Here is a 20,566-nt window from a genome sequence, read left to right as displayed (position 1 = left end):
TTCAGAAACGATGGTCGTAATTCAACCGGATCTTTGTCGGCTTCGGCTGGTCTTTCTGTGTAACTGTCAGATCCACGTGATAAATCCCGCTCCATGGCATCAAGAAGTCGTTGCCATATGTGACGGCACTCCCTACCGTAACGGCATCCAGGCGTTTCTCCACCGGCTTCGCGTGAAAGTGCGTGTCGTAGGAACGGGGACCTTTGACGCTGGCGACTACCGTAGCGTCGCTCACGCGCTTGCCCGTGGCCGAGTCAAAGATTGCGACGGTCAGATGATATTGATTCGGTCCCGGAGAAGGGACATCGCTTGCTGCTGTCGAGCCAGATTCTCCAGGCTTGCTGGTAGGGACGATACCATAGTGAACGGTGAGACCATGCGCCGTGACAGTCCGCGAAAGATCGTCTGCGTAAATAACAGTGCATACGCCCAAAAGAAACGTTGTAAATATTGCACCGATCAACTGTAGCCGGATGCGCATGTGAACCTCCCACGTTTTCGACCACGCGGCGTGACGCCGCTGATCCAGGACTGCTCAACGGTATGGTCGCGCCTCGTGCGCATGGCGCCTTGATTCAGGTCAAGCATTGCCAGCAGGCCAGCTCACCTCGACTTCGAGACGCCCGAGGTCGGTTGTCAGCTCGCGCAGTCCGTTTTCGAAGGGAAGGGTGACGGCATTCGTGGCTTGCGTGAGTCTCGGCAATCCCAATGCAAGACAACCTGCGCTTCCTGCCATGAGGGATTGCAGCACGCGGCGGCGCCTCGTATCGCATCGGTCGTTCATCACCGGCCCCCATGTCACGCTCAAGCGTCGGGGACCTGACTCAATATGTGCGCCCGCTGGACGCCTGCTCTATCGGGAATGCCCGCAATCGCGTTTGCCGACACGGTAGCCCAGCGGCCGGCGATGCACGACGCTGCAAAATGCGAGCGTGGCGCATCGGCGCAAGCGTGCAGCGACCGAGTCGCTTCCCGAGGCAAGCGCCGGAATACGCGAGCTGCGTCGCGTTCTGCTTAGCGGAAAATCAGGCGTTACGGCGTGGCGACGACGCGATCGTCCTTGTATGGCAAACCCTGTTCGATGGGAAGAAGCGGGTCACGCGACCATTCGTTCCACGAGCCAAAATACAGCTTGACGTCTTTGATGCCCGCCTCCTCCAACGCGAGGAAGGTGTTGGAAGCACGGGCACCCTTGAAACAGAAGACAATGACAGGCGATTCCCGGGAGATTCCGACAGTGGCGCATTCCGCGAGAATCTCTTTGGGTGACTTGAACATCTGCCCCGTGGGTGTGGGCTTCATCATCCGATACCACTCGATCCAGACTGAACCCGGAATGCGCCCTTTCCGCGGGCAGAAGTCCTTGCCGTACGGCGACGAACTTTCTCCAATCCACTCGTCGACGTCACGGACGTCAAGTTTGACTACGTCGGGACTTGATACAGCATCTTTCATCGTAGTGAGATCGACAAGTATCCCGCTGCCTGCCGTATCGACTGGAAACGCCGCGCCACGCGTGGCGGGTACCTCGGTCGTGGCTGGCAAGCCTGCTGCGCGCCAGGCGGCAAAGCCGCCGTGCAAGACCTTGATCTTGTCCTTTGGATAGCCGAGATAGCGGAGCAGCACATAGCCGCGACATGACTGGCCGAACCCTGTTGCCATGGACTGTTCGTAAATGACAGCGGTTTCGTCGCCAGACAGGCCTGCGTCGCCGAATGCCTTCGTGAAGGTCTCGCGCAAGGCGGTCAAGCCCTCGCGTGTCGATGTCGCGAGATACGTAAAAATCTCATGGATGTTCACGGCGCCGGGCAGGTGTGCTTCGGCGTAGCTTGCCGCATCTCGCGTGTCGATGGGCACAACGGCCACAGACTTCGACATGTCGACCAGTTCGGCCGGTGACACAAGGACATTGTCGGTCACGGCATACTCCTTCTATAGCCGGTGCTTCTCTTTCGCGCGGCACGTATACGACAGGCCGCGCTTACGCGAGATGAACACCCGCTACCATTGCAGCTCCTGCTGCTGGCTCCTGTAACTACGCAGCTTTTGCTGTTGCTGCGCCGTCAGAAGGCCTTCGATTCTCTTGTGCGCGTCGATCGACGAGTCGAACATCTTTTGCCGGAGCGCATCGATGGTTTTGTAGGTTTTGGCGATCTCAGCGGAGTCACGTTTGGGAGCTTCATACAGATCCCTCAGGCGGGCTTGCTGGTCCATCATGTTGCCCATCAGGGTCCAGTGGGCTTTGCGGGTCTCGTCCTGGATCTGGTTGATCTTCGCACGCTGTGCATCGGTCAGGTCGAGGGTCCCGGCCCACCCGTTGAGACCCATGCCTGAGCCCATCCCGTATCCACGCATCATCCCTGGGCCCATGCCATATCCCATCATTCCGCCGCCCGGACCCATGCTGTATCCCATCATTCCGCCGCCCATCATGCTAGGTCCGCCCCCGCATCCCCAGTCTCCTCTGTCCGATTGGGGAGGGGTGCTCTGGGACGCGCTTTGTGCTGAGACAGTGCAGACCCAGGAGATTCCGATTGCGAGCGCAATGAGGCTCTTGCTCCATACTTGAATACGCATCCATGTCTCCTTCGCTTCGATGCATTCACGTTCCCGCGCGCGGGAACCCTGACCAGACAGGTCCAGCCTATGCGCTGGGGACCAGTCTGTCTTGATACACATCAACGCAAGGCGCTGCGCGTTCCGTTGATGGAAGGCCCGCCAGGAACTGGGATGTCTTCAATAAGAACCGGATTGGGGGATGGAGGGAGCATTCGGTCCGGATGCGGCCTGCGCATTGAAACGCATCTGCCAACGCGTGGCAGATTGGAGTGAATCCGTTAAGGCAAGTCCGGAAGTACCGGTGAGCTTCTGATGGGGGAACTCAAACGGACATGGCGACCTTGGCGACCATGCCGACGGCAATGAGACCCGCGACGAGCGCGAAGCCCTGTTGCAGCCTGTTAGCGCTCAACCGGCTGGCGACGAGCCGCCCAGCCAGCATGCCGCTCAGGGCGCCTGCCGCAAACGGCACCCCCACTGGCCAGTTCATATGACCTGAGATCGCCGTCGCGATGACGCCGGAAGCGGACACCAGTGTGATAACGGCAAGCGATGTCGCCATGATTGCCGGCACCGGCGCATTGGTGGCTTTACGCAGCGCGGGGACAATGACGAAGCCTCCGCCCACGCCGAGCAGGCCGGACAAGAAGCCCGCGCCGATGCCCGCAAGGGCGAGTGCGCGCGTGCAGGCCGCAGTCCACACGAAACGGCCTGTGCCGCTATCGAGCCGACATGGTTGTAGAGCCGAATCGCTGCGAACTTCGTGAGGCGTGCCGACGGCAGCCTGTCGGAACATCCGGAGCGCGACGTACGCCAGCACGCCGGCAAAGACGAGGGTGAGCGGTCCGTTCGGCAGCCGATGGGCAAGCCACAGCCCGACGGGCGAGAACACCGTACCTGTCACTGCCATCAGCGCTGCGGCGCGGTAGCGCACGATGCGGGTCTGCAGCCCCATCAATGCACCCAGCGCGGCGGAGACGCCTACGGCCAACAGGGCGATGGGCGTGGCCTCGGCGATGTTCAGATGCAGCACAAACAGCAGCAATGGCACTGCGAGGATGGCGCCGCCTGCCCCCGTGAGCGCGAGGATGAGGCCGACGACAAGACCGAGTGCGGCGCTGCTGAGAATCACATGTTCCACCGGACAACCTCTATTTATTCAACGATGAGCCTTAGCGGTTGGCGCAGGCCGCACTCACGCGCGCTGCGTTGTGGCTTTCGTCCGCTCGATCAGTTCGAAGACGGCCATGCCGGCGACCATTGCCGCTACGAACGCGACGGCCTTGGGGTAGCCAGCGCCCAGCGCAACCAGCGCGGGACCCGGGCAGAAACCGGCAAGCCCCCAGCCGATGCCGAAGACGGCGCTACCCAGAACCAGTCTCGGCGTGATGGCAGTGCTAACGGGAAGTTGCATCGGCATGCCGAGATATGACCTGTCAAGGCGTCTTGCTGCGAAAAATGCAAGTGAGCCCACCGCAATGGCGCCCGCCATCACAAAGGCGAGTGACGGGTCCCACCGGCCGGCCAGATCGAGAAAAGCCAGCACCTTCGCCGGATTTGCCATGCCTGACACCATCAGGCCAACCCCGAAAAGAAGGCCGGCGAGCAATGCCGTAACCGGTGCGATGAGCGTTGTCTTGAGGGCTGCCATATCAGCCTCCGATCAGGTGACGTTGTACAAAGACAGTGAGAATTCCCGCGGACATGAAGGTTGCGGTAGCGACCAGCGAGCGCACGGACCCTCTGGAGAGACCGCATACGCCGTGGCCGCTGGTGCAGCCGCTGGCATAGCGGGTACCCATGCCGACAAGAAATCCGGCCGCAAGGATCGCGCCCCAGCTCGTCTCAATCTCCGCCTGTGCAGGCTCGCCCAGCAGTGCCGCGATGACCGGTGCGCCCACAAGCCCCGCCAGAAACGCGAGACGCCAGGTGACGTCATCGCGCGGCCAGTTCAGCAGGCCGCCGAAGATGCCGCTGATTCCTGCGACGCGTCCGTTGAACAGTATCAGCACGGCAGCCGCGGCCCCGATCAAGAGCCCGCCTGTCAACGAGAGGCCCGGTGTGAAATGTCCAAGGTCGACCAGCATGATGCGTCTCCTTACTGCTTTGGGCAGAACTGTTCATAAAGTACCGCCATCACGGCGAGCGCCTGCGGACTCGCCACCGAATAGAAGATGTTCTTGCCATCCCTGCGAGTAGCGACCAGGTCGTTTTCCCGCAAAACGCCCAGTTGCTGCGACAGCGTGGGCTGACGGATGCCAAGTTGTTCCTCGAGCTCGCCGACGGACATCTCGCCTTGCGAAAGCTGGCACATCAGCAGCAGGCGATCGGGGTTGGCGAGCACCTTGAGCAGGGCGCACGCATCTGCGGCGCCGGCCTGCATGGTGGCGAGATCGATGGTTAGACGAGGTTTTTTCATGGCCGATGTTCAATCTATGTCAACATAGTATATTGAAAAATAGATTGTATGTGAATAGAATGTTTTCATTCCCGGAGATTAGACATGCAGCCGATCATTCATCCCTTCTTTGACCCCGCCACCTGGACGGTGACTTACGTGGTGTTTGCAGAGGGCCATGCCGGATGCGCCATCATCGATCCCGTGCTGGACTACGATCCCAAGGCAGGGCGGACGTCGACGGCCAGTGCCGACCAGGTGATCGCTTTCGTGCGTGAGCGTGCGTTGCATGTCGAATGGATACTGGAGACACATGCACACGCCGACCATCTTTCTGCTGCCGCCTATCTCAAGCGCGAACTGGGTGGTCGCATCGCGATCGGCCAGCATATCCGACGTGTGCAGGGTGTGTTCAAGACGCTCTTCAACCTCGAGCCGTCGTTCCGTCTGGACGGATCGCAGTTCGACCACCTTTTCGGGGATGGCGAGATGTTTGCCATCGGTGCTCTGACGGGCAGGGCGATGCATGTGCCCGGGCACACTCCGGCCGATATGGCGTACCAGATCGGCGACGCCGTGTTTGTCGGGGACACGCTTTTCATGCCCGACGTCGGCACCGCGCGGTGCGACTTTCCAGGCGGTGATGCGCATGAGCTGTATCGCTCGATCCGCAAGCTGCTGGACCTGCCAGCCGAAGCGCGGCTATTCATGTGCCATGACTACCCACCCGAAGGACGTGAACCGGCTTGGGAAACGACGGTGCGCGAGCAGCGTGAGCGCAATATCCACGTACACGACGGCGTAAGCGAAGAGCAGTTTGTCGCCATGCGCCAGGCACGCGATGCGACTCTGGCGATGCCGACACTGATCCTGCCAGCGGTGCAGATCAATGTCCGCGCGGGTGAGTTTCCGCCGCCAGAGGCGAACGGCGTGCGGTATCTCAAGATCCCTTTGAATGCTGTCTGACTTAACACGGGTCATGTACGCGTCCGGCAGGTGAGGGCGCGTCGGGGTCCAATGTCCGCCGTTTAACTGATTCAGGAAGCATGCCATGATTGTGCGTTCCCTCACACCCGATCTTTCGGTCTCCCCGCAAATTGCCGTCGCTGACATAGCGACCCTGCTCACGCTGGGTTTCAGGTCAATCGTGTGTCACCGGCCTGACGGCGAGGCCCCGGACCAGCCTAACTTCGAGGAAATCGCGCAGGCGGCAAAGGCCGCCGGCCTGAGGGCCGTTCATCAGCCCGTGGTGCCAGGGCAGGCCTCGGACGAACAGGCAGCCGCCTTCGCCGCGCTTTGCGCGGAACTACCCAAACCGGTGGTGGCGTATTGCCGCACGGGCACGCGGTCTGCGACGTTGTGGGCGCTGTCACAAGCGGGCAGGCTAAGCGTTGCGGAAATCGAGCGCACCACAGCGAACGCGGGATACGACCTCGGAGCGGTGGTGCGGCGTATTGCCAATGCGGGGAAAGCACCGTTAGACGTGGTCGAGGCCGAACATTCGGTGGTGATTGTCGGTGGCGGCGCAGCCGGTATTGCTGTGGCGTCGAGCCTGCGCGCCCGCGATCCGTCACTGGATATCGCGATCATCGATCCTGCCGACGTGCACTACTATCAGCCCGGCTGGACGCTCGTGGGAGCGGGAATATTCGACGCGGCGGACACCGCGCGCACGATGGCATCGCGTGTGCCACGCGGCGTGCGCTGGCTCAAGGCCGCAGTAGTGGCGTTCGAACCGGACAGTCATGCGGTGGTGCTTGAGGGGTGCCGGAGAGTGCGCTATCAGCGGCTCGTCGTTTGCCCGGGCATCAAGGTTGACTGGCACGGTGTCGAAGGCCTCGTCGAGACGCTGGGACACAACGGCGTGACGTCGAACTACCGTTTCGACCTAGCACCGTACACGGCGGAACTGGTCGGGGCACTGCGCGGTGGCAAGGCATTGTTTACGCAGCCGCCGATGCCGATCAAGTGTGCCGGCGCCCCACAGAAGGCCATGTATCTCTCGTGTGACACGTGGCGCCGAAATGGCACGCTGCAAAATACGCAGGTGCAGTTCTTCAACGCGGGCGCAGCGTTGTTCGGCGTACCTGATTACGTACCGGCACTGATGAAGTATGTGGAAGCGTACGGTATTGACCTGCGCTTTGGCCATGCGTTGAAAAGCATCGATGGCCCTCGCCGGCGCGCCATCTTCGAACGCACGTTACCTGACGGCAGCAAGGAAACAGTCGAAACCGGCTTTGACATGATTCATGTGGTGCCGCCGCAGACGGCCCCGGACTTTATTCGCGCGAGTCCGCTTGCCGACGCTGCCGGCTGGATAGACGTTGACCCCGGCACGTTGCGCCACAAGCGGTATGAGGACATCTATGCGCTGGGCGATGCCACCAGCACAACGAATGCCAAGACTGCGGCAGCCGCCCGCAAACAGGCACCTGTCGTCGCCCATAACGTGCTGGCGAGTCTGGGCCGCGTCGGCGGATTGGCGACTTACGATGGCTACGGTTCGTGTCCGCTCACGGTCGAGCGCGGCAAGGTGGTGCTCGCCGAGTTTCTTTATGGCGGCAAGGTTGCGCCGAGCTTTCCTGCGTGGCTGCTCGACGGCACACGACCGTCGCGTCTTGCCTGGTTCCTCAAGGAGCGGATCCTGCCGCCGCTCTACTGGGACGGAATGCTCAAGGGTCGCGAGTGGATGGCGCGTCCCACACTTGCTGATCGATAACGCGATGGTTCGAACGAATCGGCCGGAAGGATAGTTCGATAACGGTCCGAGCCACTGCGCCGACATGACATTGCGATGGACAAACACTTCAACGCGGCCAGGTCGAGGCTTTCGTTAGCCCGAGACGTCCTATCAGTTCAATTCCGTCAGGTGTTACGCGAGACCAGGTTCCGTCAGAACTCACGGCGTCTATTTCCATAAGCCGCTCCTGCTGAAGACTCACGAGGTCGGGGTCTGCCGGAACAAATTGCCCCGCCGAACTGAACACGACAAGCAGCATGGCAATCTCATGGTGGGTAAGGAGCCTTTTCATTTGACACCGACAGATGTACCAACCGCAGTCAGGACGAAGCGCCATCGCCCGCTTCACTCTCGCACCGGGACGCTACATTGTCTTCTGCAATGAACCCGGCCATTTCGAGCAGGCGATGAGTGCGGATCTTATTGTCTCTTCGGGAAACCAGGCCCGACACGCGCACAACAGCCGTCTTCTGGCGCGTCGGCAGATAGCGCCAGCTGACCTTAGCCGGGCAGTGCTGTTACAACAGGCATGCGCGAAGTGAGGGATTTACTTGCACCCGGTCGGTAAGTTAAGCGCCTCTTAAGCTTCTCGGAACGATACTGGGAGAACCGTTGTTCACAGATGTCGTGCCTGACATTAGGCAATACACTGTAAGACAATCAACTGTCAGCGGTAGGCCTTGTGAAGGAAGCGTGAAGTCCTTACGGTCACAGCTACTCGCCAGGTTGCTTGTCGGACTGGAGATGGTGAGTATCGTCGCGGGATATGCGCTTTTTTTGTAGCGCGTTGGAAGAAGCGAACGAGCTGTCCGACTACGAACTGCGCTCCGTCGCCGGGTCGTTGCAGCCTTCTTTATCTTATACGAGCACCGCGAACGCGATGAGTCGCGCAGTTTCCACCGGATAGGGGATGATTGTGTCGCAATTCAGGTATGGGATGGTGACGGTAATCTGACTTGCGACACCCATTCCGGGTCACCGCGTACGCGCCAAATGCCTGGCTTCCATGTTATTGAGGTAACAGAGCGTCACTTCCGCGTCTTCGGAGTCGAACAGGCTTCGCGATTTGTTCAGGTAGGACAACCGGTTTCGGTATGCGATAAGCTCGCTTTGCAGGTGGCGTCCAGGACGCTCTGGCCATTACTTGGAATGATCCCACTTGAGATCGCTTTGGTTTTACTTGTAGTAAGGCGAGCGTTGCGACCTGTACAGCGACTGCGTCTCTCGCGGCGCGTTCCCAGGAGACGTTGACGCCCGTCGACCTGGCCAATGATATTCCGACGGAAAAAGCTCCTCTGGTGAACGCACTGAATGACCTTTTGAGCCGACTGGCCAAGGCGGTTCATGCGCAACGCGTGTTCGTTGCGGACGCTGCCCACGAATTGCGAACCCCGTTGACAGCACTGAAGCTTGAGATTCACGTCGCACGCAACGAAATTCCGGGTATAGGCGCTGGCTTGCTCTTCCAGAAGCTAGAGGAGCGGACAAACCGTGCCATTCATCTCGTTCAACAATTGCTGTCGCTCGCCCGGGAAGACTCGGCCACCAGTAACGGAAAGTCTCGTGCAAGCCTTGCGAGACTTGCGTCTCAGGTTGTTGCGGACCTGTCCGTGTTCGCTGAACAAAAGGAAATCGATGTGGGTCTTGAGCGCGCGGGGATCGAGCCCCGGTCTGATTCACTTTACGTCGCAGGCGACGAGGCGTCCTTGGGATCAAGGCTGTCGAACCCGGTCGACAACGCAATCCGGTACACGCCGCAAGGGGGCCGGGTGGACGTCCGGTTGATTAGCGCAGTCGATACGGTCGACGTGGAGGCCGTCGATACGGGGCCGGCCTGAGTTTAGCCGTTAGGCCTGAGACGCGTTAGCGATGTCAATTCTCCCAATAAAAACGAAGCCCGACAGGAGTCCGAATGGATATCAACTCCGATGTTGCCTCCTGTGAAATGGAATCTACCTTGGCCACGCGGGTGGTCGTTGCGCAGTTGCGTCTCGCCGCGGCGCCGATTTTGTCTCGGCCAATCAGCAACGACCGCCTACTTTGGGCCCGGACCTTGTCCGGGCTCGTTTTTTTAATTGCGGTCACGAAACGTGCGAAAGCCGATTTGCGATCGAATTGCGGATCTTCGGAGGGGCGTGAAAAACCATATTTTTGGAGCGGAGCGGCAGCTGGACCGACTTGGAATCTGCATTCGAAAACCGCAAATGGCCGTGTGAACCATCGAGGATCTTGCCGTGATCAGCCTGAAGAGGTCTTTTGACAGCAGTGATCTCCATCTGGTCCTTAAAGTAAGCCTGTGGTTTAAGGCAGTGTTCGCATTTTCAGAAATCGTGGCTGGCTTTGCCGCATACTTCGTTTCGCCGCAATTTCTTTTGATCCTCGTGCTTTGGGTCACGAAGGATGAATTCGCCGAAGATCCCCATGATCTCGTGGCCAACCTTCTCCTCCATACCGTCCAGCATTTGTCCATCGGAGCCCAGAAATTTGCTGCAATCTATCTGCTTGCGCACGGCATGATAAAGCTTTGGCTGATCGCCGGACTTCTGCGACAGAGACTTTGGTATTACCCTCTCTCGATGATCGTCTTTGGCCTGTTCATCGCGTATCAGGGCTACCGATACACATTCACGCATTCAGTTTGGTTGTTGCTCGTGACCGCTCTGGACATCGTCATTTTTGCTCTCACATGGCACGAGTACCGATACCTTCGAAGCAGGGAGCGAGCAGCCATGGCGAATTCCTGAGTGCGTCGCGTTCCACTGGCCTGCCAGGTGGAATCTGACCTGAGCGCCGCGCGGACGATTCAACCTCGATCGCTCGCTGGCATCTTCTGTTCAGCGCGCCGAGGCAAAGGCAGGATCCGGGGAAGAATGTTTTCCGACTTGAGTACCCGGTGCGCCAGCGCCCCCAACACGTGCAACGCGACCAGTGCGGCCAGTCCGTAGGCCGTCAGCGCATGCAGTTGCCCCAACCAGTATGACAGCTCGCGGCTTTTCGATACCAGCGTTGGAAGGGAAAAGAGCCCGAAGCAACTTGCCACGTGTCCCGCCGCATTGGTTTTCAGCCAACCGAGCAGCGGAATGACGAGCATCAGCACGTAGAGGATGTGATGGACGGTCTTCTCGGCGTGGTAAGCCGGGGTACCGGCCTGGTTGGTCGACGGCGGCAGTCGACGCCGCATGCGCAACCGGATCACGACGCGGACCAACACGAGAACGAGGATGACGATGCCGATCGACTTGTGAAGTGTGAGCAGATCCTCGTTGTCGTCGAGCATCCAGCCGATGATCAGATTGCCAATCAGTGCGACGGCCAGCACCCAGTGCAGCAAGCTGATCGAGAAGGGGTAGCGGGACGTGTGTTTCATGTACGGGATTCCTGTGCAAACGCGTTTCAGGTTTGTCAGCCCAGCAGGTCGTGATAATGCTTCTTCGTACCGTTAATCCGGCGCAAGGCGCGCTTGGCGGCGTCCATGTCGTCTGCCTGGATTGCACGGTCGACCTCGGCCAGCTCCTGCTGCAACGCCTGCATGCCTTCATCGTAGGTGGATGGGTCGCTGCGATAAGGCTGACGGCTTGCTTTGTGCGCGTCGCTTTCGAGCCTGGCCACGTAGCCGCGCAGCTCGGGTATCGTGGTGCTGGACATCGCGCCCTGCATGGCCAGCTTCATGTCCTTCATCAGTGTTTTGATCTCGCCTGCATGGGTTAGCGGCGCGGCCACAAGCAGCGAGACGCACAGCAACGTGCGGAAAAGGGGGTGGAACGGCAGCATAGCCATGGGCATTGATCCTGAGGGACGGTGAATGCCCGCGAGAATAGGCAGGTCAGGTTAACGGAATCTTAACGAACCGCCATCTCGGCGCACGGCCTTGATACACCTCCGTGTAAGCGGTTATCGTTGCCGCCAGGAACGAACAGGAGCACGACACCATGCGCGTATTACTCGTCGAGGACGACAGGCTGATTGGCAGCGGCGTGGAAGACGGCCTGATCGAGGCGGGCATGACGGTCGACTGGGCGTGCGACGGCAAGCACGCGCAACTGGCGCTGGAAACGACGCCATACGACCTGGTCATACTCGATCTTGGCCTGCCCCGCGTGTCGGGGACCGAGCTGCTCGACTGGATTCGCAAGCGCCGTGATCATACTCCCGTGCTTGTCATGACTGCGCGCGACACCGTTGCCGATCGGGTGAGTGGCCTGAACGCCGGCGCAGATGACTATCTCGGCAAGCCGTTCGACCTGACGGAACTGGTCGCGCGTTGTCGCGCGCTCGTGCGGCGTTCGCAGGGGCGAAGCACCGATACGATTGAATACGGCGACCTGCTGGTTGATCCCGAGCGCTTGACGGTCATGCGCGGAAGCGAGCGCATCGCGCTCAGTTCGCGCGAGTGCGCACTGCTGGTCGAACTGCTGGCGAATCAGGGCCGTCCTCTTTCTCGCGCGCGTCTCCAGGATAGCCTTTACGGCTGGAACGAGGAGATCGAAAGCAATGCGATCGAGGTGCATATCTCGAACCTGCGCAAGAAGTTGGGCGCCCAGCTGATCCGGACGATCCGCGGCGTCGGCTATGTGGTGGAGAAGGCAACGTGATGCGGTCGATCCGGCGACGTCTGACCTTGCTGGTGTTGTCTGCCATCGTCCTGGTGTGGTTGTACTCGCTTTACTCGAGCTATCACCAGGCAATCCATGAAGTCGAGGAATGGGACGAAACGCGCATCGAACAGGTCGCCCGTGCGCTGCTCGTGCTTGACGTGGGTGATCTGCCGGCTTTTGCGGGCGCGAGCCTCACGCCTCGCGACGACGACGGAGACAACGATGCGTCAATGCGGCTGCTGTATGAGGTGACTGCTGCCGATGGACGGGTCCTGGCCGCGAGTCCCGGTTTATCGTCACTCGGCCTGCCGGCACGTCCGGCCCACGCATCCGGCCTGTTACGGGTCGACCATGCGAAGTGGCGTGTCTATGTGCTCGGCGATACCGCGCGCGGCCGTACCGTGCGAATCTTTCAGCAGCGCATGCATCGCTCGGAGTTCTCCTCGATGGTCGCGCAGCGCATCGCCCGCCCACTCGCTTTGGTGTTGCCTGTGCTGGCCGTGCTTGTCTGGTTTGCGATCGGACGCAGCCTGACACCCTTGCGCACACTGTCGGAAGCGATCGAGGCACGATCACCCGACAGTCTCGACGCCATCGCGGACAAAGGCGTTCCAGACGAGGTCTTTCCGCTCGTCGCTGCGCTCAATACGCTGTTGCAACGCCTGCGCGAGTCGCTGGATCGCGAGCGAGCTTTTACCGGCGACGCGGCCCACGAACTCAAGACCCCGCTTGCCGCCATCAAGGTCCAGGCACAAGTCGCGCTCACTGCGCGCGATCCGGAACGTCAGCGTCGCGCCATGCAGCGCGTGGTGGAAGCGGTGGACCGGAGCACGCACCTGGCCGACCAGTTGCTCGCGCTGGCGCGGCTTGAGGAAAGCGCGCCGCTTCTCAGTGCGCGGATGGATCTCGCGGACATGGCCAGGGCATGCATCGTCGACCAGCGTGCCTACGCGGACCGCAAGCAGATGTCGCTGATGCTGCGGGCCGATGGAGCGACCATCGTGCGTGCACCGCCCGCGCTGGTGCGCATACTGCTCGACAATCTCGTCGACAATGCAATCAAGTACGGGCACTCGCAGGGGCGCGTGGAAATCGCTATCTGGAGCGATGCGGACTCGGTGTTTCTAGAGGTGCGAGACGACGGCCCCGGTGTCGCGCAGGAGGACCTGTCACGCCTGCACGATCGCTTCTTTCGTGCAGCGAACCACGTCGAGAAAGGAAGCGGACTGGGCCTGTCGATCGTCGCCCGCATCGTCGCCAAATTGCGCGGCAAACTGGAGTACGCGGCCGGAATAGACGGGAAGGGCCTCGGTGTGCGCGTCGAATTGCCTTCCCATGCGCTAGTCGACGAGAGGCGGGACGGGAACGGCTCGTGACGCTTTCTGGCCTCCCAACAATACGTCTGTCGCCAACAGATACGCGATCTGTAATAACCCCGCCGTGCAGAACGCGAAGCACTTCACCCGTATTGAAGCATGGCACCCAGATACCACCTTCGCGATCTATGCTGATACCGTCTGGCTGGCGTTCGCCGAGATCTGCATATACACGACGTCTCGACAGATTGCCGTTCTCATTACGATCGAAGCTTGTGAGGCGATTTGACCATTGATTAATGCCCTACACCGTCGTTGCCGGCGCGCTCTTTCTCGAATTTTCCTGCGGACGGAAATCCTGCTCTTTTCGCGCAAACGGCGCTCAGGACGTGCAGCCTCCGCCCGACAACGAACCCAGCAGGAAGAAGCAGCCAGTGCGTCTGTCCGGATAGATACTGACGTTCAACGAGTGCGGGGGTTTCGGAGCAACAAATATGCGACATCGCAGGGCGGAACGGGCAAGCTAGTTTTTCTCGCTGGCTCAAACCCCACGTCGACATCTTTTCCCTAACTTACTGACCTGAGTAATCCTTCGTGCATCAGATTGCTGCACAGCGCGTCGAATTCGACGCTGCGCGAGCGTGCGGTCACGCTGATCTGAATAGGCCCGCCCATTTCGCGACTCACATAGGCGAGCAACGTGTGGGCTATTCCGTTTCTTCTGTACGCGGGCGCAACGAAGGCATCAAGCAGCGTGACCGTCGCATCGGAGGATGTGCTGGAGGGATATTCGAACTCGATCCAGCCGACCGGCTCCGCGCGGTGCCATGCCACTGCGCGATTTCCGTCGTCGAGCTCGATGGCAATTACATGAGCTGCGCGATCCTTAAAAATGTACGTATGCATACTCCGTTAGTTGGGGTTGTCGGCATGCGTGGAGGCCAAAACGTGGCGGCCAGGTTCGGATTCGCTGCATATAGTGCCGAGCCGTGGAATCCAATCAGCGCGCGCCGACGCCAATTTAGTGTACCTCAATGCTGGGGAAAGCAACGATGGGATGGATTAAGTTCGCGCTCCGAGCGCACCTGGTTCGATTCGATAGGCGCCGTGTGCGCCGGCTTTTCATATATGCATCAAAGTGCGCGACTCCACGCCGTGTCATGCAGAAGCTCTGCGGCGATGCACATCGAAACACACCCGACGTGAGGGCAGCGCGCCGTTTTGCGCGTGTGTTCGAGCTGCGTCACGGGCGCGCTCCTATAGACAAGTTTGCCGTGCAGCTCGAACAGTCCGCGAATGTCGTTCAGACTCAATGCCACAACATCACTCCCACGGAAGAGAAAAAGTCTTGAGGTTCGTGAAACTCTTCATCGCTTCCTGAACGCCTTCCTTGTAGCCAAGGCCCGAGTCCTTGATGCCGCCGAACGGCGTCAGTTCGACGCGATATCCCGGCACCTCCCACACGTTCACCGTGCCGACGCGCAACTCGTTGATGAAGCGCGGAATCGCGTCCTGGCGGTTGGTGCACAGTCCGCACGACAGCCCGAACGGCGTGCCGTTGCTGATACGGATCGCGTCGTCGATCGTGTCGAACGTGATAATCGGCGAGACCGGGCCGAAGGTTTCCTCGCGGATCAGCGTCATCGACGGATCGACCTGATCGACGACCGTCGGCGAATACAGCGCGCCTTCGCGCCTGTTGCCCGTCAACAGACGCGCACCCTGCGCGACCGCTTCGTTCACGCGCGCTTCGAACAGCCGCGCCGCATCGACATCGATCACCGTACCCATCTGGTTCGAAGTATCGAACGGATCACCGTACGTCCACTCGCGCGTCTTCTCGACGACCAGCTCCGTGAAGCGCGCCGCGATGCTCTTCTGAACGATCATCCGTTTGACGGCCGTGCAGCGCTGCCCCGAATTCTTGTACGACCCTTGCACGGCCAACGCTGCCGCCCGCTCGACATCTGCGTCGTCGAGCACGATCAGCGGATCGTTGCCGCCGAGTTCGAGCACGACGCGCCGATAGCCCGCGCGCTCGGCGATGTGCTTGCCGATCGCCACGCCGCCCGTGAAGGTCACGAGTTCGGCGAGGGGATTCGTGATCAGTTCGTCCGCGATTTCGCGCGGATCGCCCGTGAGCACCTGCAGCATCGGCGCGGGCAGACCGGCTTCGTACAGAATGTCGGCGAGATAGCAGGCCGACAGCGGCACCTTCTCCGACGGCTTCAGGATCACGCGATTGTTCGTCGCGATCGACGGCGCAATCTTGTGCGCGACCTGGTTCATCGGGTGATTGAACGGGGTGATCGCGACGATCACCCCCGCGAGCGGATCGCGCTGCGTAAACACGCGACGCTTCTTGCCATGCGGCGTCAGATCGCACGCAAAGCTCTGGCCGTCGTCACGCAGCGCTTCGATCGACGCGAACTTCAATACGTCGGCGACGCGCCCGATCTCGTAGCGGGAATCCTGCTTCGACAAACCCGATTCGAGCGAGATCAGGTCCGACGCATCCTCCAAACGCTCGCGCAGCAGGATGCCCGCGCGCTCGAGAATCTGCGAGCGCTCGTAGCGCGTCAGCTTCGCGGAGTACGCGCCCGCGTACTCGAACGCGGCGCGCACGTCGTCGACGCTCGCCATCGGCACCGTGCCGACGCGCATGCCCGTGTACGGATCGAATACATCGAGCGTGCGGGCACGGGTTGCGCGCTCGCCCTTCAGGCGCAGCGCCTCCGCGCGAAACGCAGGATGATCGTTGGACTGCACGTTTGCATTCATGACGCCGTCACATGGTTGAACACAAGATCGAACACGTCGAAGGTGCGCGGACGCTTGCCGGCGACGCGCGCTTCGTCGATGCGTCGATTAAAGATCAGCGGCACTAGCTGTTCGGACAGGCCGCCGTGCGTCCCGAGCGATCGTGTTCATCGCGACGCGTGTCGACCGCCGCGTTGCGGCCAGTTGATCTCGTAGACGGTCGCTTTCTCGATCGCGAGTATCGCAGTCGCGTGCCACGCAAAGCCCGCTCTTATCGACCGGGGCTTGTCCCAATCGCGCGAAACGGTTTGATTAGAGTATCGTCATTAGAAAATGTAACAAGTTAGAGCCAGACGAGGCCGATCGTTGAGTCCACATGGGCTGGTTCTGGGCGGGTTTTCCCGCAGTCCAGCGATAGGTTTGTCTTCGCTCGGGGACGCTATCCTCGGCGCAAATCGGGCGCAATCGCGCTTCGTCCCTCGCGCCGCGCCCAGCCCTGTCAGGAGGAAACATGTCAAGCCGGACCTCGTCGGCGCTCTGGGCCCAACGGTTCCAGCGGCCGACCGAGTCGACCATGAGCCTGCAAAGCCAGATTCGTCAGATGCTCGTCGCCGCGATTCTCGACGGCCAGTTGATGCCCGACAGCGCATTGCCGTCGAGCCGCGAACTCGCCGATCAACTCGGCGTCGCACGCAATACGGTGGTGCTCGCGTATCAGCAACTCGTAGAAGAGGGCTACCTGATTTCGCGCGAGCGCAGCGGTCATTTTGTCAATCCAGCGATGCTGGAAGGACAGCACGACTTCGCGTCGATGCAGGCCGCGAACGCGCCGAGCGTCGCCGATGTCGTGCGTCCTGACTGGGGTCAGCGCGTGCCACGTCCGCCGTCGATGCAGCGCAACATTGTCAAGCCCGGCAACTGGCAGAAATATCAGTTCCCATTCATCTACGGACAGTTCGACCAGACGCTCTTTCCGACCAACGATTGGCGCGAGTGCTGCATCAAGGCGCTGTCTGTGATGGAGATCCGCAACTGGGCGCCCGATCTGATCGAGCGCGACGATGAGACGCTGATCCAGCAGATTTGCACGCGCGTGCTGCCCAGGCGCGGCGTGTTCGCGAAACCGGATGAGATCGTCGTGACGATCGGCGCGCAGCAGGCGCTGTATCTCGTCGCGGACTTGCTCGCGAACGACCGCACAACGGTCGGCTTCGAAAACCCCGGCTATCCCGATGCGCGCAATATCCTGCTGAACCGCAATGCGCGGCTGTTGCCGTTGCCCGTCGATGGGGGCGGCGTTCGCACCGACGAAGACCGCGACGTGCTCGCGCAATGCGACTACGTGTACGTGACGCCCAGCCATCAGTGCCCAACGACGGCGACGATGCCGCTCGAGCGGCGCCAGGCGTTGCTCGATCTCGCGCAGCAGCATGATTTTGTCGTGATCGAAGATGACTACGAGAGCGAAAACAATTTCACGGGCACGCCGCATCCCGCGTTGAAAAGCCTCGACGCGGCGGATCGCGTGATCTACATCGGCAGCCTGACGAAGACGTTTGCTCCGGGCTTGCGCTTAGGATATGTGGTGGGGCCGCGCGATCTGATCCGCGAGTTGCGCGCGTTGCGGCGTCTGATGGTTCGCCATCCTGCTGCGTACATCCAGCGGGCGTTTGCGAATTTCCTCGCGCTCGGGCATCACGACACGCTGCTGCGCAAGCTCGCGCACGCGTATCGCGAACGCGCGCAACTGCTGATGGCCGCGATCGACGCGCACATGCCCGACGCGCGTTATGTGCCCATCACGGGCGGCGCATCTTGCTGGGTCGAAGGCGAACCCTGGCTCGACGCAACGCGCCTTGCCGAAAACGCGCAGGCGCAAGGCATTCTGATCGAGCAGGGCAACGTTTTCTTCATGAAGGGGCTCGAGCGGCAGCAATACTTCCGCATGGGCTTTTCGGCCATCAAGCCGGAGAAGATCGACGCCGGCGTGCAGGCACTGGCATCCGTCGTTCGCGAGCAAAAACCACGGGCGCGGGCCTGAACGCGGTTTAACGTCGGGTAACGCAAGCATCCGCTGATCCACTTCTGCTGGCCCAAGCGAAAGCCGTCTACTGGAACTACCGCCCAAAGCGGGCGTTATCTAACGTGTCGACTAAGGAGGCCACATGCGCGATATCGCGCTGTGTGGCTCAAGAAGTCATCTAACAGGAGACACGGTATGTCAGACACGCTCAAGGCAGCGTCCGTCACCGCGGACACGCTCGCCGCCTTTTCCGATGCATTCAACCGGCACGACGCCGACGCGCTGATGAACTTCATGACCGATGACTGCATCTTCGATGCCGCCGGCGGAAACGAAGTCTACGGCACGCGCTTCGTCGGAAAAGACGCCGTGCGCGCGGCCTTCGAAGCCGTCTTCAAGACGTTCCCCGATGCGCACTGGGGTCATGGCAAGCACTACGTCGCGGGCGAGCGCGGCGTATCCGAATGGGTGTTCACGGGCACGCATGCGGAGGGATGGCGCATCGAGGCAGAAGGCTGCGATCTCTTCGAGTTCTGCGACGGGCTGATCGCAGTCAAGCGCGCGTTCCGCAAGGAACGTCCGAAGCAAGTCGCGTAATGCCGATGAGGAGAGTCGCATGAAACACGGTGTGATTCATCTTGAGGGTGCGGAGTCGTCGTTCGAACGCACGGGCGGCAACGACACCCGCTACGACCCGACGTACGATCCGCTCGTTTCGCCGGGCCCCGGCCAGGGCAAGCAGTACGCTCCGACCTACTGGGCCGCAACCGCGGGCACCGCGCCGCCCGACGACGGTCCCGTCACGCAGGACATGGACGTCGACGTGGCGATCATTGGCGGCGGCTACACGGGGCTGTGCACCGCGCTCTTTCTGGCGCGCGAGCACGGCATCAAGGCCGTCGTGCTCGAGGCGAACCGCGTCAGCTGGGGATGTAGCAGCCGCAACGGCGGTCAGGGGCAGAACGCGTCAGGACGTCTGTCGCGCTCGCAATGGATCGAGCGCTGGGGCAAGGACGTCGCCCTGAAGATGCACGACGAAATCGCCCAGGGCTTCGAGACGTTCAAGTCGCTGGTGGCGACGATCGATTGCGATCCGCAGCCGGGCGGGCACTTTCTGATCGCGCATCGGCCGCGCATCATGGAGAAGCTCGCTGCGGAAGCGAAGGTATGGAAAGACGTGTTCGGCTATCCGTCAGAGCTGATGAGCGCGGAAGCGTTTCGCCGCGAGTACGTGAACGATGCGGAAGCGACGGGTGCGTTGCATGAGCCCGAAGGCATCGGCATTCATCCGCTAAAGCTCGCGTATGGCTATCTGCGGCTCGCGCGCGAAGCGGGTGCGAAGGTGCATCCGGCGAGTCCGGTAATCGGCTGGGAAACGATCAAGGGTGTCCATCATCTGCGCACGCCGGGCGGTACCGTGCGGGCGCGCGCAGTCGGTATCGCGACGGGCGCGTATACGGCGCCGGGGCTGCATCCGTCGCTGCATAGCAAGGTGATGCCGATCCTGTCGAACTCGATGGTGACGCGTCCGCTCACGAAATCCGAACTTGACGCGTGCAACTTCCGCACCCACCAGGTGCTCACCGATACGCGCACGTTGCGCTTCTACTACCGTTTGCTGCCTGACAGCCGCGTGCAGATCGGCAGCCGCAGCGCGATCACGGGACGCGACGCGCCGAACCCCCAGCACTACGATCTGCTCGTTCACGGCTTGCAGCGCAAGTTTCCGGCGCTGCAAGGCATCGATATCGATTACTCGTGGTGGGGTTGGGTCGACGTGAGCCATGACATGATGCCGCGCGTGTTCCAGCCCGATCCGAAGGAATCGGTGTTCTACGCGCTCGGTTATGGCGGCAATGGCGTGTCATATTCGTCGCAGGCAGGTCGGCGACTTGCCGAGCGCATTGCGGGCAAGGGCGCGCAACAGACACTGCCCATTTTTACGTCGCCGCTGCCCAGGCACATGTTCGCGCCGTTCAGACGCGTCGGTCAGCGCATGCTGTACCACTGGTACTTCCTGCGCGACGAGCAGCGTTAGGCGCGTCTCGAGCGGGACAGGAACCGCGCTTTCATTTTTCACATAAGTAACGTCTTCAGCGGGGATGCGGCGGGCGGCCGGAGTCATCCGACGTCCGCGCGCGCCAACGCGGCGCAGCAGCACACGCGGGCCTA

The 20,566-nt window shown here is 61.0% G+C and carries 21 protein-coding genes and 1 pseudogene; 10 read left to right on the top strand and 12 right to left on the bottom strand.

From position 1 onward, the window contains the following. Position 1: 1 nt before the first annotated feature. From BPHY_RS31115 to BPHY_RS31085, 7 genes are all read right to left on the bottom strand, one after another. Positions 2-481, bottom strand: coding sequence for a hypothetical protein (locus tag BPHY_RS31115; protein ID WP_012405447.1), 480 nt, complete (start codon positions 479-481; stop codon positions 2-4). A gap of 551 nt (positions 482-1,032) precedes the next feature. Then, entirely contained in the window at positions 1,033-1,920 is an 888-nt protein-coding gene (locus tag BPHY_RS31110) for a sulfurtransferase (protein ID WP_012405446.1), read from the bottom strand. An 81-nt stretch (positions 1,921-2,001) separates the two neighbouring features. Continuing rightward, complete coding sequence (locus tag BPHY_RS31105; protein ID WP_012405445.1) at positions 2,002-2,577, bottom strand: Spy/CpxP family protein refolding chaperone; 576 nt, start codon at positions 2,575-2,577, stop codon at positions 2,002-2,004. A 304-nt stretch (positions 2,578-2,881) separates the two neighbouring features. Beyond that, complete coding sequence (locus tag BPHY_RS31100) at positions 2,882-3,700, bottom strand: sulfite exporter TauE/SafE family protein (RefSeq protein ID WP_012405444.1); 819 nt, start codon at positions 3,698-3,700, stop codon at positions 2,882-2,884. Positions 3,701-3,754: 54 nt separating this feature from the next. Next, positions 3,755-4,210 (bottom strand): YeeE/YedE family protein, encoded by a 456-nt coding sequence (locus tag BPHY_RS31095; RefSeq protein ID WP_012405443.1) that lies wholly within the window; start codon positions 4,208-4,210, stop codon positions 3,755-3,757. Position 4,211: 1 nt separating this feature from the next. Next, the gene (locus BPHY_RS31090; RefSeq protein WP_012405442.1) at positions 4,212-4,646 is read right to left on the bottom strand and encodes a YeeE/YedE family protein; all 435 of its coding nucleotides are present in this window, start codon (positions 4,644-4,646) and stop codon (positions 4,212-4,214) included. Positions 4,647-4,657: 11 nt separating this feature from the next. Continuing rightward, complete coding sequence (locus BPHY_RS31085; protein ID WP_041765698.1) at positions 4,658-4,978, bottom strand: ArsR/SmtB family transcription factor; 321 nt, start codon at positions 4,976-4,978, stop codon at positions 4,658-4,660. Positions 4,979-5,062: 84 nt separating this feature from the next. On the opposite strand from BPHY_RS31085, the gene BPHY_RS31080 reads away from it, so the two are divergent. From BPHY_RS31080 to BPHY_RS31060, 5 genes are all read left to right on the top strand, one after another. Then, positions 5,063-5,923, top strand: coding sequence for an MBL fold metallo-hydrolase (locus BPHY_RS31080; protein ID WP_012405440.1), 861 nt, complete (start codon positions 5,063-5,065; stop codon positions 5,921-5,923). 85 nt (positions 5,924-6,008) lie between these two features. Continuing rightward, positions 6,009-7,679, top strand: a complete 1,671-nt coding sequence (locus tag BPHY_RS31075; protein ID WP_012405439.1) for a bifunctional protein tyrosine phosphatase family protein/NAD(P)/FAD-dependent oxidoreductase — start codon at positions 6,009-6,011, stop codon at positions 7,677-7,679. 1,268 nt (positions 7,680-8,947) lie between these two features. Further along, on the top strand, positions 8,948-9,538 hold the full coding sequence (locus BPHY_RS38890) for a histidine kinase dimerization/phospho-acceptor domain-containing protein (protein ID WP_052306205.1): 591 nt from the start codon (positions 8,948-8,950) through the stop codon (positions 9,536-9,538). Between the two features lie 74 nt (positions 9,539-9,612). Next, positions 9,613-9,960, top strand: a complete 348-nt coding sequence (locus BPHY_RS42105; protein ID WP_157686872.1) for a hypothetical protein — start codon at positions 9,613-9,615, stop codon at positions 9,958-9,960. After that, on the top strand, positions 9,935-10,444 hold the full coding sequence (locus BPHY_RS31060; RefSeq protein ID WP_012405438.1) for a DUF2127 domain-containing protein: 510 nt from the start codon (positions 9,935-9,937) through the stop codon (positions 10,442-10,444). The genes BPHY_RS42105 and BPHY_RS31060 overlap by 26 nt, the downstream gene beginning before the upstream one ends. Before the next feature lie 59 nt (positions 10,445-10,503). On the opposite strand, the gene BPHY_RS31055 is transcribed toward BPHY_RS31060, so the two are convergent. Beyond that, complete coding sequence (locus BPHY_RS31055; protein ID WP_012405437.1) at positions 10,504-11,067, bottom strand: cytochrome b; 564 nt, start codon at positions 11,065-11,067, stop codon at positions 10,504-10,506. Positions 11,068-11,102: 35 nt separating this feature from the next. Beyond that, positions 11,103-11,477 carry a cytochrome b562 gene (locus BPHY_RS31050; protein ID WP_012405436.1) on the bottom strand — a complete coding sequence of 125 codons (375 nt, stop codon included), beginning with the start codon at positions 11,475-11,477 and terminating at the stop codon, positions 11,103-11,105. A 152-nt stretch (positions 11,478-11,629) separates the two neighbouring features. On the opposite strand from BPHY_RS31050, the gene BPHY_RS31045 reads away from it, so the two are divergent. Further along, positions 11,630-12,292, top strand: coding sequence for a response regulator transcription factor (locus BPHY_RS31045; RefSeq protein ID WP_012405435.1), 663 nt, complete (start codon positions 11,630-11,632; stop codon positions 12,290-12,292). Next, a complete protein-coding gene (locus BPHY_RS31040; RefSeq protein WP_012405434.1) occupies positions 12,292-13,671 on the top strand; it encodes an ATP-binding protein in 1,380 nt (459 codons plus the stop codon). Before BPHY_RS31045 ends, BPHY_RS31040 begins: the two co-directional genes overlap by 1 nt. 37 nt (positions 13,672-13,708) lie before the next feature. Here BPHY_RS31040 and BPHY_RS40190 read toward each other — a convergent pair. The 3 genes and pseudogenes from BPHY_RS40190 to phnY all read right to left on the bottom strand — a co-directional run. Next, a pseudogene (locus BPHY_RS40190) lies at positions 13,709-13,912 on the bottom strand (SMP-30/gluconolactonase/LRE family protein); the annotation flags it as partial. Between the two features lie 266 nt (positions 13,913-14,178). Beyond that, positions 14,179-14,517 carry a GNAT family N-acetyltransferase gene (locus BPHY_RS31035; RefSeq protein ID WP_012405432.1) on the bottom strand — a complete coding sequence of 113 codons (339 nt, stop codon included), beginning with the start codon at positions 14,515-14,517 and terminating at the stop codon, positions 14,179-14,181. A gap of 417 nt (positions 14,518-14,934) precedes the next feature. Then, entirely contained in the window at positions 14,935-16,392 is a 1,458-nt protein-coding gene (gene phnY / locus BPHY_RS31025; protein ID WP_012405431.1) for a phosphonoacetaldehyde dehydrogenase, read from the bottom strand. A gap of 490 nt (positions 16,393-16,882) precedes the next feature. Here phnY and pdxR point away from each other — a divergent pair, with 490 nt between their 5' ends. The 3 genes from pdxR to BPHY_RS31010 all read left to right on the top strand — a co-directional run bounded on the left by pdxR (position 16,883) and on the right by BPHY_RS31010 (position 20,432). After that, positions 16,883-18,412, top strand: coding sequence for a MocR-like pyridoxine biosynthesis transcription factor PdxR (pdxR, locus tag BPHY_RS31020; RefSeq protein WP_012405430.1), 1,530 nt, complete (start codon positions 16,883-16,885; stop codon positions 18,410-18,412). A 177-nt stretch (positions 18,413-18,589) separates the two neighbouring features. Continuing rightward, on the top strand, positions 18,590-18,991 hold the full coding sequence (locus BPHY_RS31015) for a nuclear transport factor 2 family protein (RefSeq protein ID WP_012405429.1): 402 nt from the start codon (positions 18,590-18,592) through the stop codon (positions 18,989-18,991). Positions 18,992-19,010: 19 nt separating this feature from the next. After that, positions 19,011-20,432, top strand: a complete 1,422-nt coding sequence (locus BPHY_RS31010) for an NAD(P)/FAD-dependent oxidoreductase (protein WP_012405428.1) — start codon at positions 19,011-19,013, stop codon at positions 20,430-20,432. Positions 20,433-20,566: the final 134 nt, after the last annotated feature.

Source organism: Paraburkholderia phymatum STM815, assembly GCF_000020045.1.
Lineage (GTDB): Bacteria > Pseudomonadota > Gammaproteobacteria > Burkholderiales > Burkholderiaceae > Paraburkholderia > Paraburkholderia phymatum.
Note: the sequence above shows the minus strand (reverse complement) of the source record. Positions and strands in the feature narration are given on the sequence as shown.

Excerpts from the sequence above, each read along its gene's own strand:
- BPHY_RS31035 (WP_012405432.1), bottom strand. The coding sequence starts at position 14,517 with ATGCATACGTACATTTTTAAGGATCGCGCAGCTCATGTAATTGCCATC.
- pdxR (WP_012405430.1), top strand. The coding sequence starts at position 16,883 with ATGTCAAGCCGGACCTCGTCGGCGCTCTGGGCCCAACGGTTCCAGCGG.
- BPHY_RS31015 (WP_012405429.1), top strand. The coding sequence starts at position 18,590 with ATGTCAGACACGCTCAAGGCAGCGTCCGTCACCGCGGACACGCTCGCC.
- BPHY_RS42105 (WP_157686872.1), top strand. The coding sequence starts at position 9,613 with ATGGATATCAACTCCGATGTTGCCTCCTGTGAAATGGAATCTACCTTG.
- BPHY_RS31090 (WP_012405442.1), bottom strand. The coding sequence starts at position 4,646 with ATGCTGGTCGACCTTGGACATTTCACACCGGGCCTCTCGTTGACAGGC.
- BPHY_RS31085 (WP_041765698.1), bottom strand. The coding sequence starts at position 4,978 with ATGAAAAAACCTCGTCTAACCATCGATCTCGCCACCATGCAGGCCGGC.
- BPHY_RS31050 (WP_012405436.1), bottom strand. The coding sequence starts at position 11,477 with ATGGCTATGCTGCCGTTCCACCCCCTTTTCCGCACGTTGCTGTGCGTC.
- BPHY_RS31045 (WP_012405435.1), top strand. The coding sequence starts at position 11,630 with ATGCGCGTATTACTCGTCGAGGACGACAGGCTGATTGGCAGCGGCGTG.
- BPHY_RS31095 (WP_012405443.1), bottom strand. The coding sequence starts at position 4,210 with ATGGCAGCCCTCAAGACAACGCTCATCGCACCGGTTACGGCATTGCTC.
- BPHY_RS31010 (WP_012405428.1), top strand. The coding sequence starts at position 19,011 with ATGAAACACGGTGTGATTCATCTTGAGGGTGCGGAGTCGTCGTTCGAA.
- BPHY_RS31075 (WP_012405439.1), top strand. The coding sequence starts at position 6,009 with ATGATTGTGCGTTCCCTCACACCCGATCTTTCGGTCTCCCCGCAAATT.
- BPHY_RS31115 (WP_012405447.1), bottom strand. The coding sequence starts at position 481 with ATGCGCATCCGGCTACAGTTGATCGGTGCAATATTTACAACGTTTCTT.
- BPHY_RS31080 (WP_012405440.1), top strand. The coding sequence starts at position 5,063 with ATGCAGCCGATCATTCATCCCTTCTTTGACCCCGCCACCTGGACGGTG.
- BPHY_RS31040 (WP_012405434.1), top strand. The coding sequence starts at position 12,292 with ATGCGGTCGATCCGGCGACGTCTGACCTTGCTGGTGTTGTCTGCCATC.
- phnY (WP_012405431.1), bottom strand. The coding sequence starts at position 16,392 with ATGAATGCAAACGTGCAGTCCAACGATCATCCTGCGTTTCGCGCGGAG.
- BPHY_RS31105 (WP_012405445.1), bottom strand. The coding sequence starts at position 2,577 with ATGCGTATTCAAGTATGGAGCAAGAGCCTCATTGCGCTCGCAATCGGA.
- BPHY_RS31055 (WP_012405437.1), bottom strand. The coding sequence starts at position 11,067 with ATGAAACACACGTCCCGCTACCCCTTCTCGATCAGCTTGCTGCACTGG.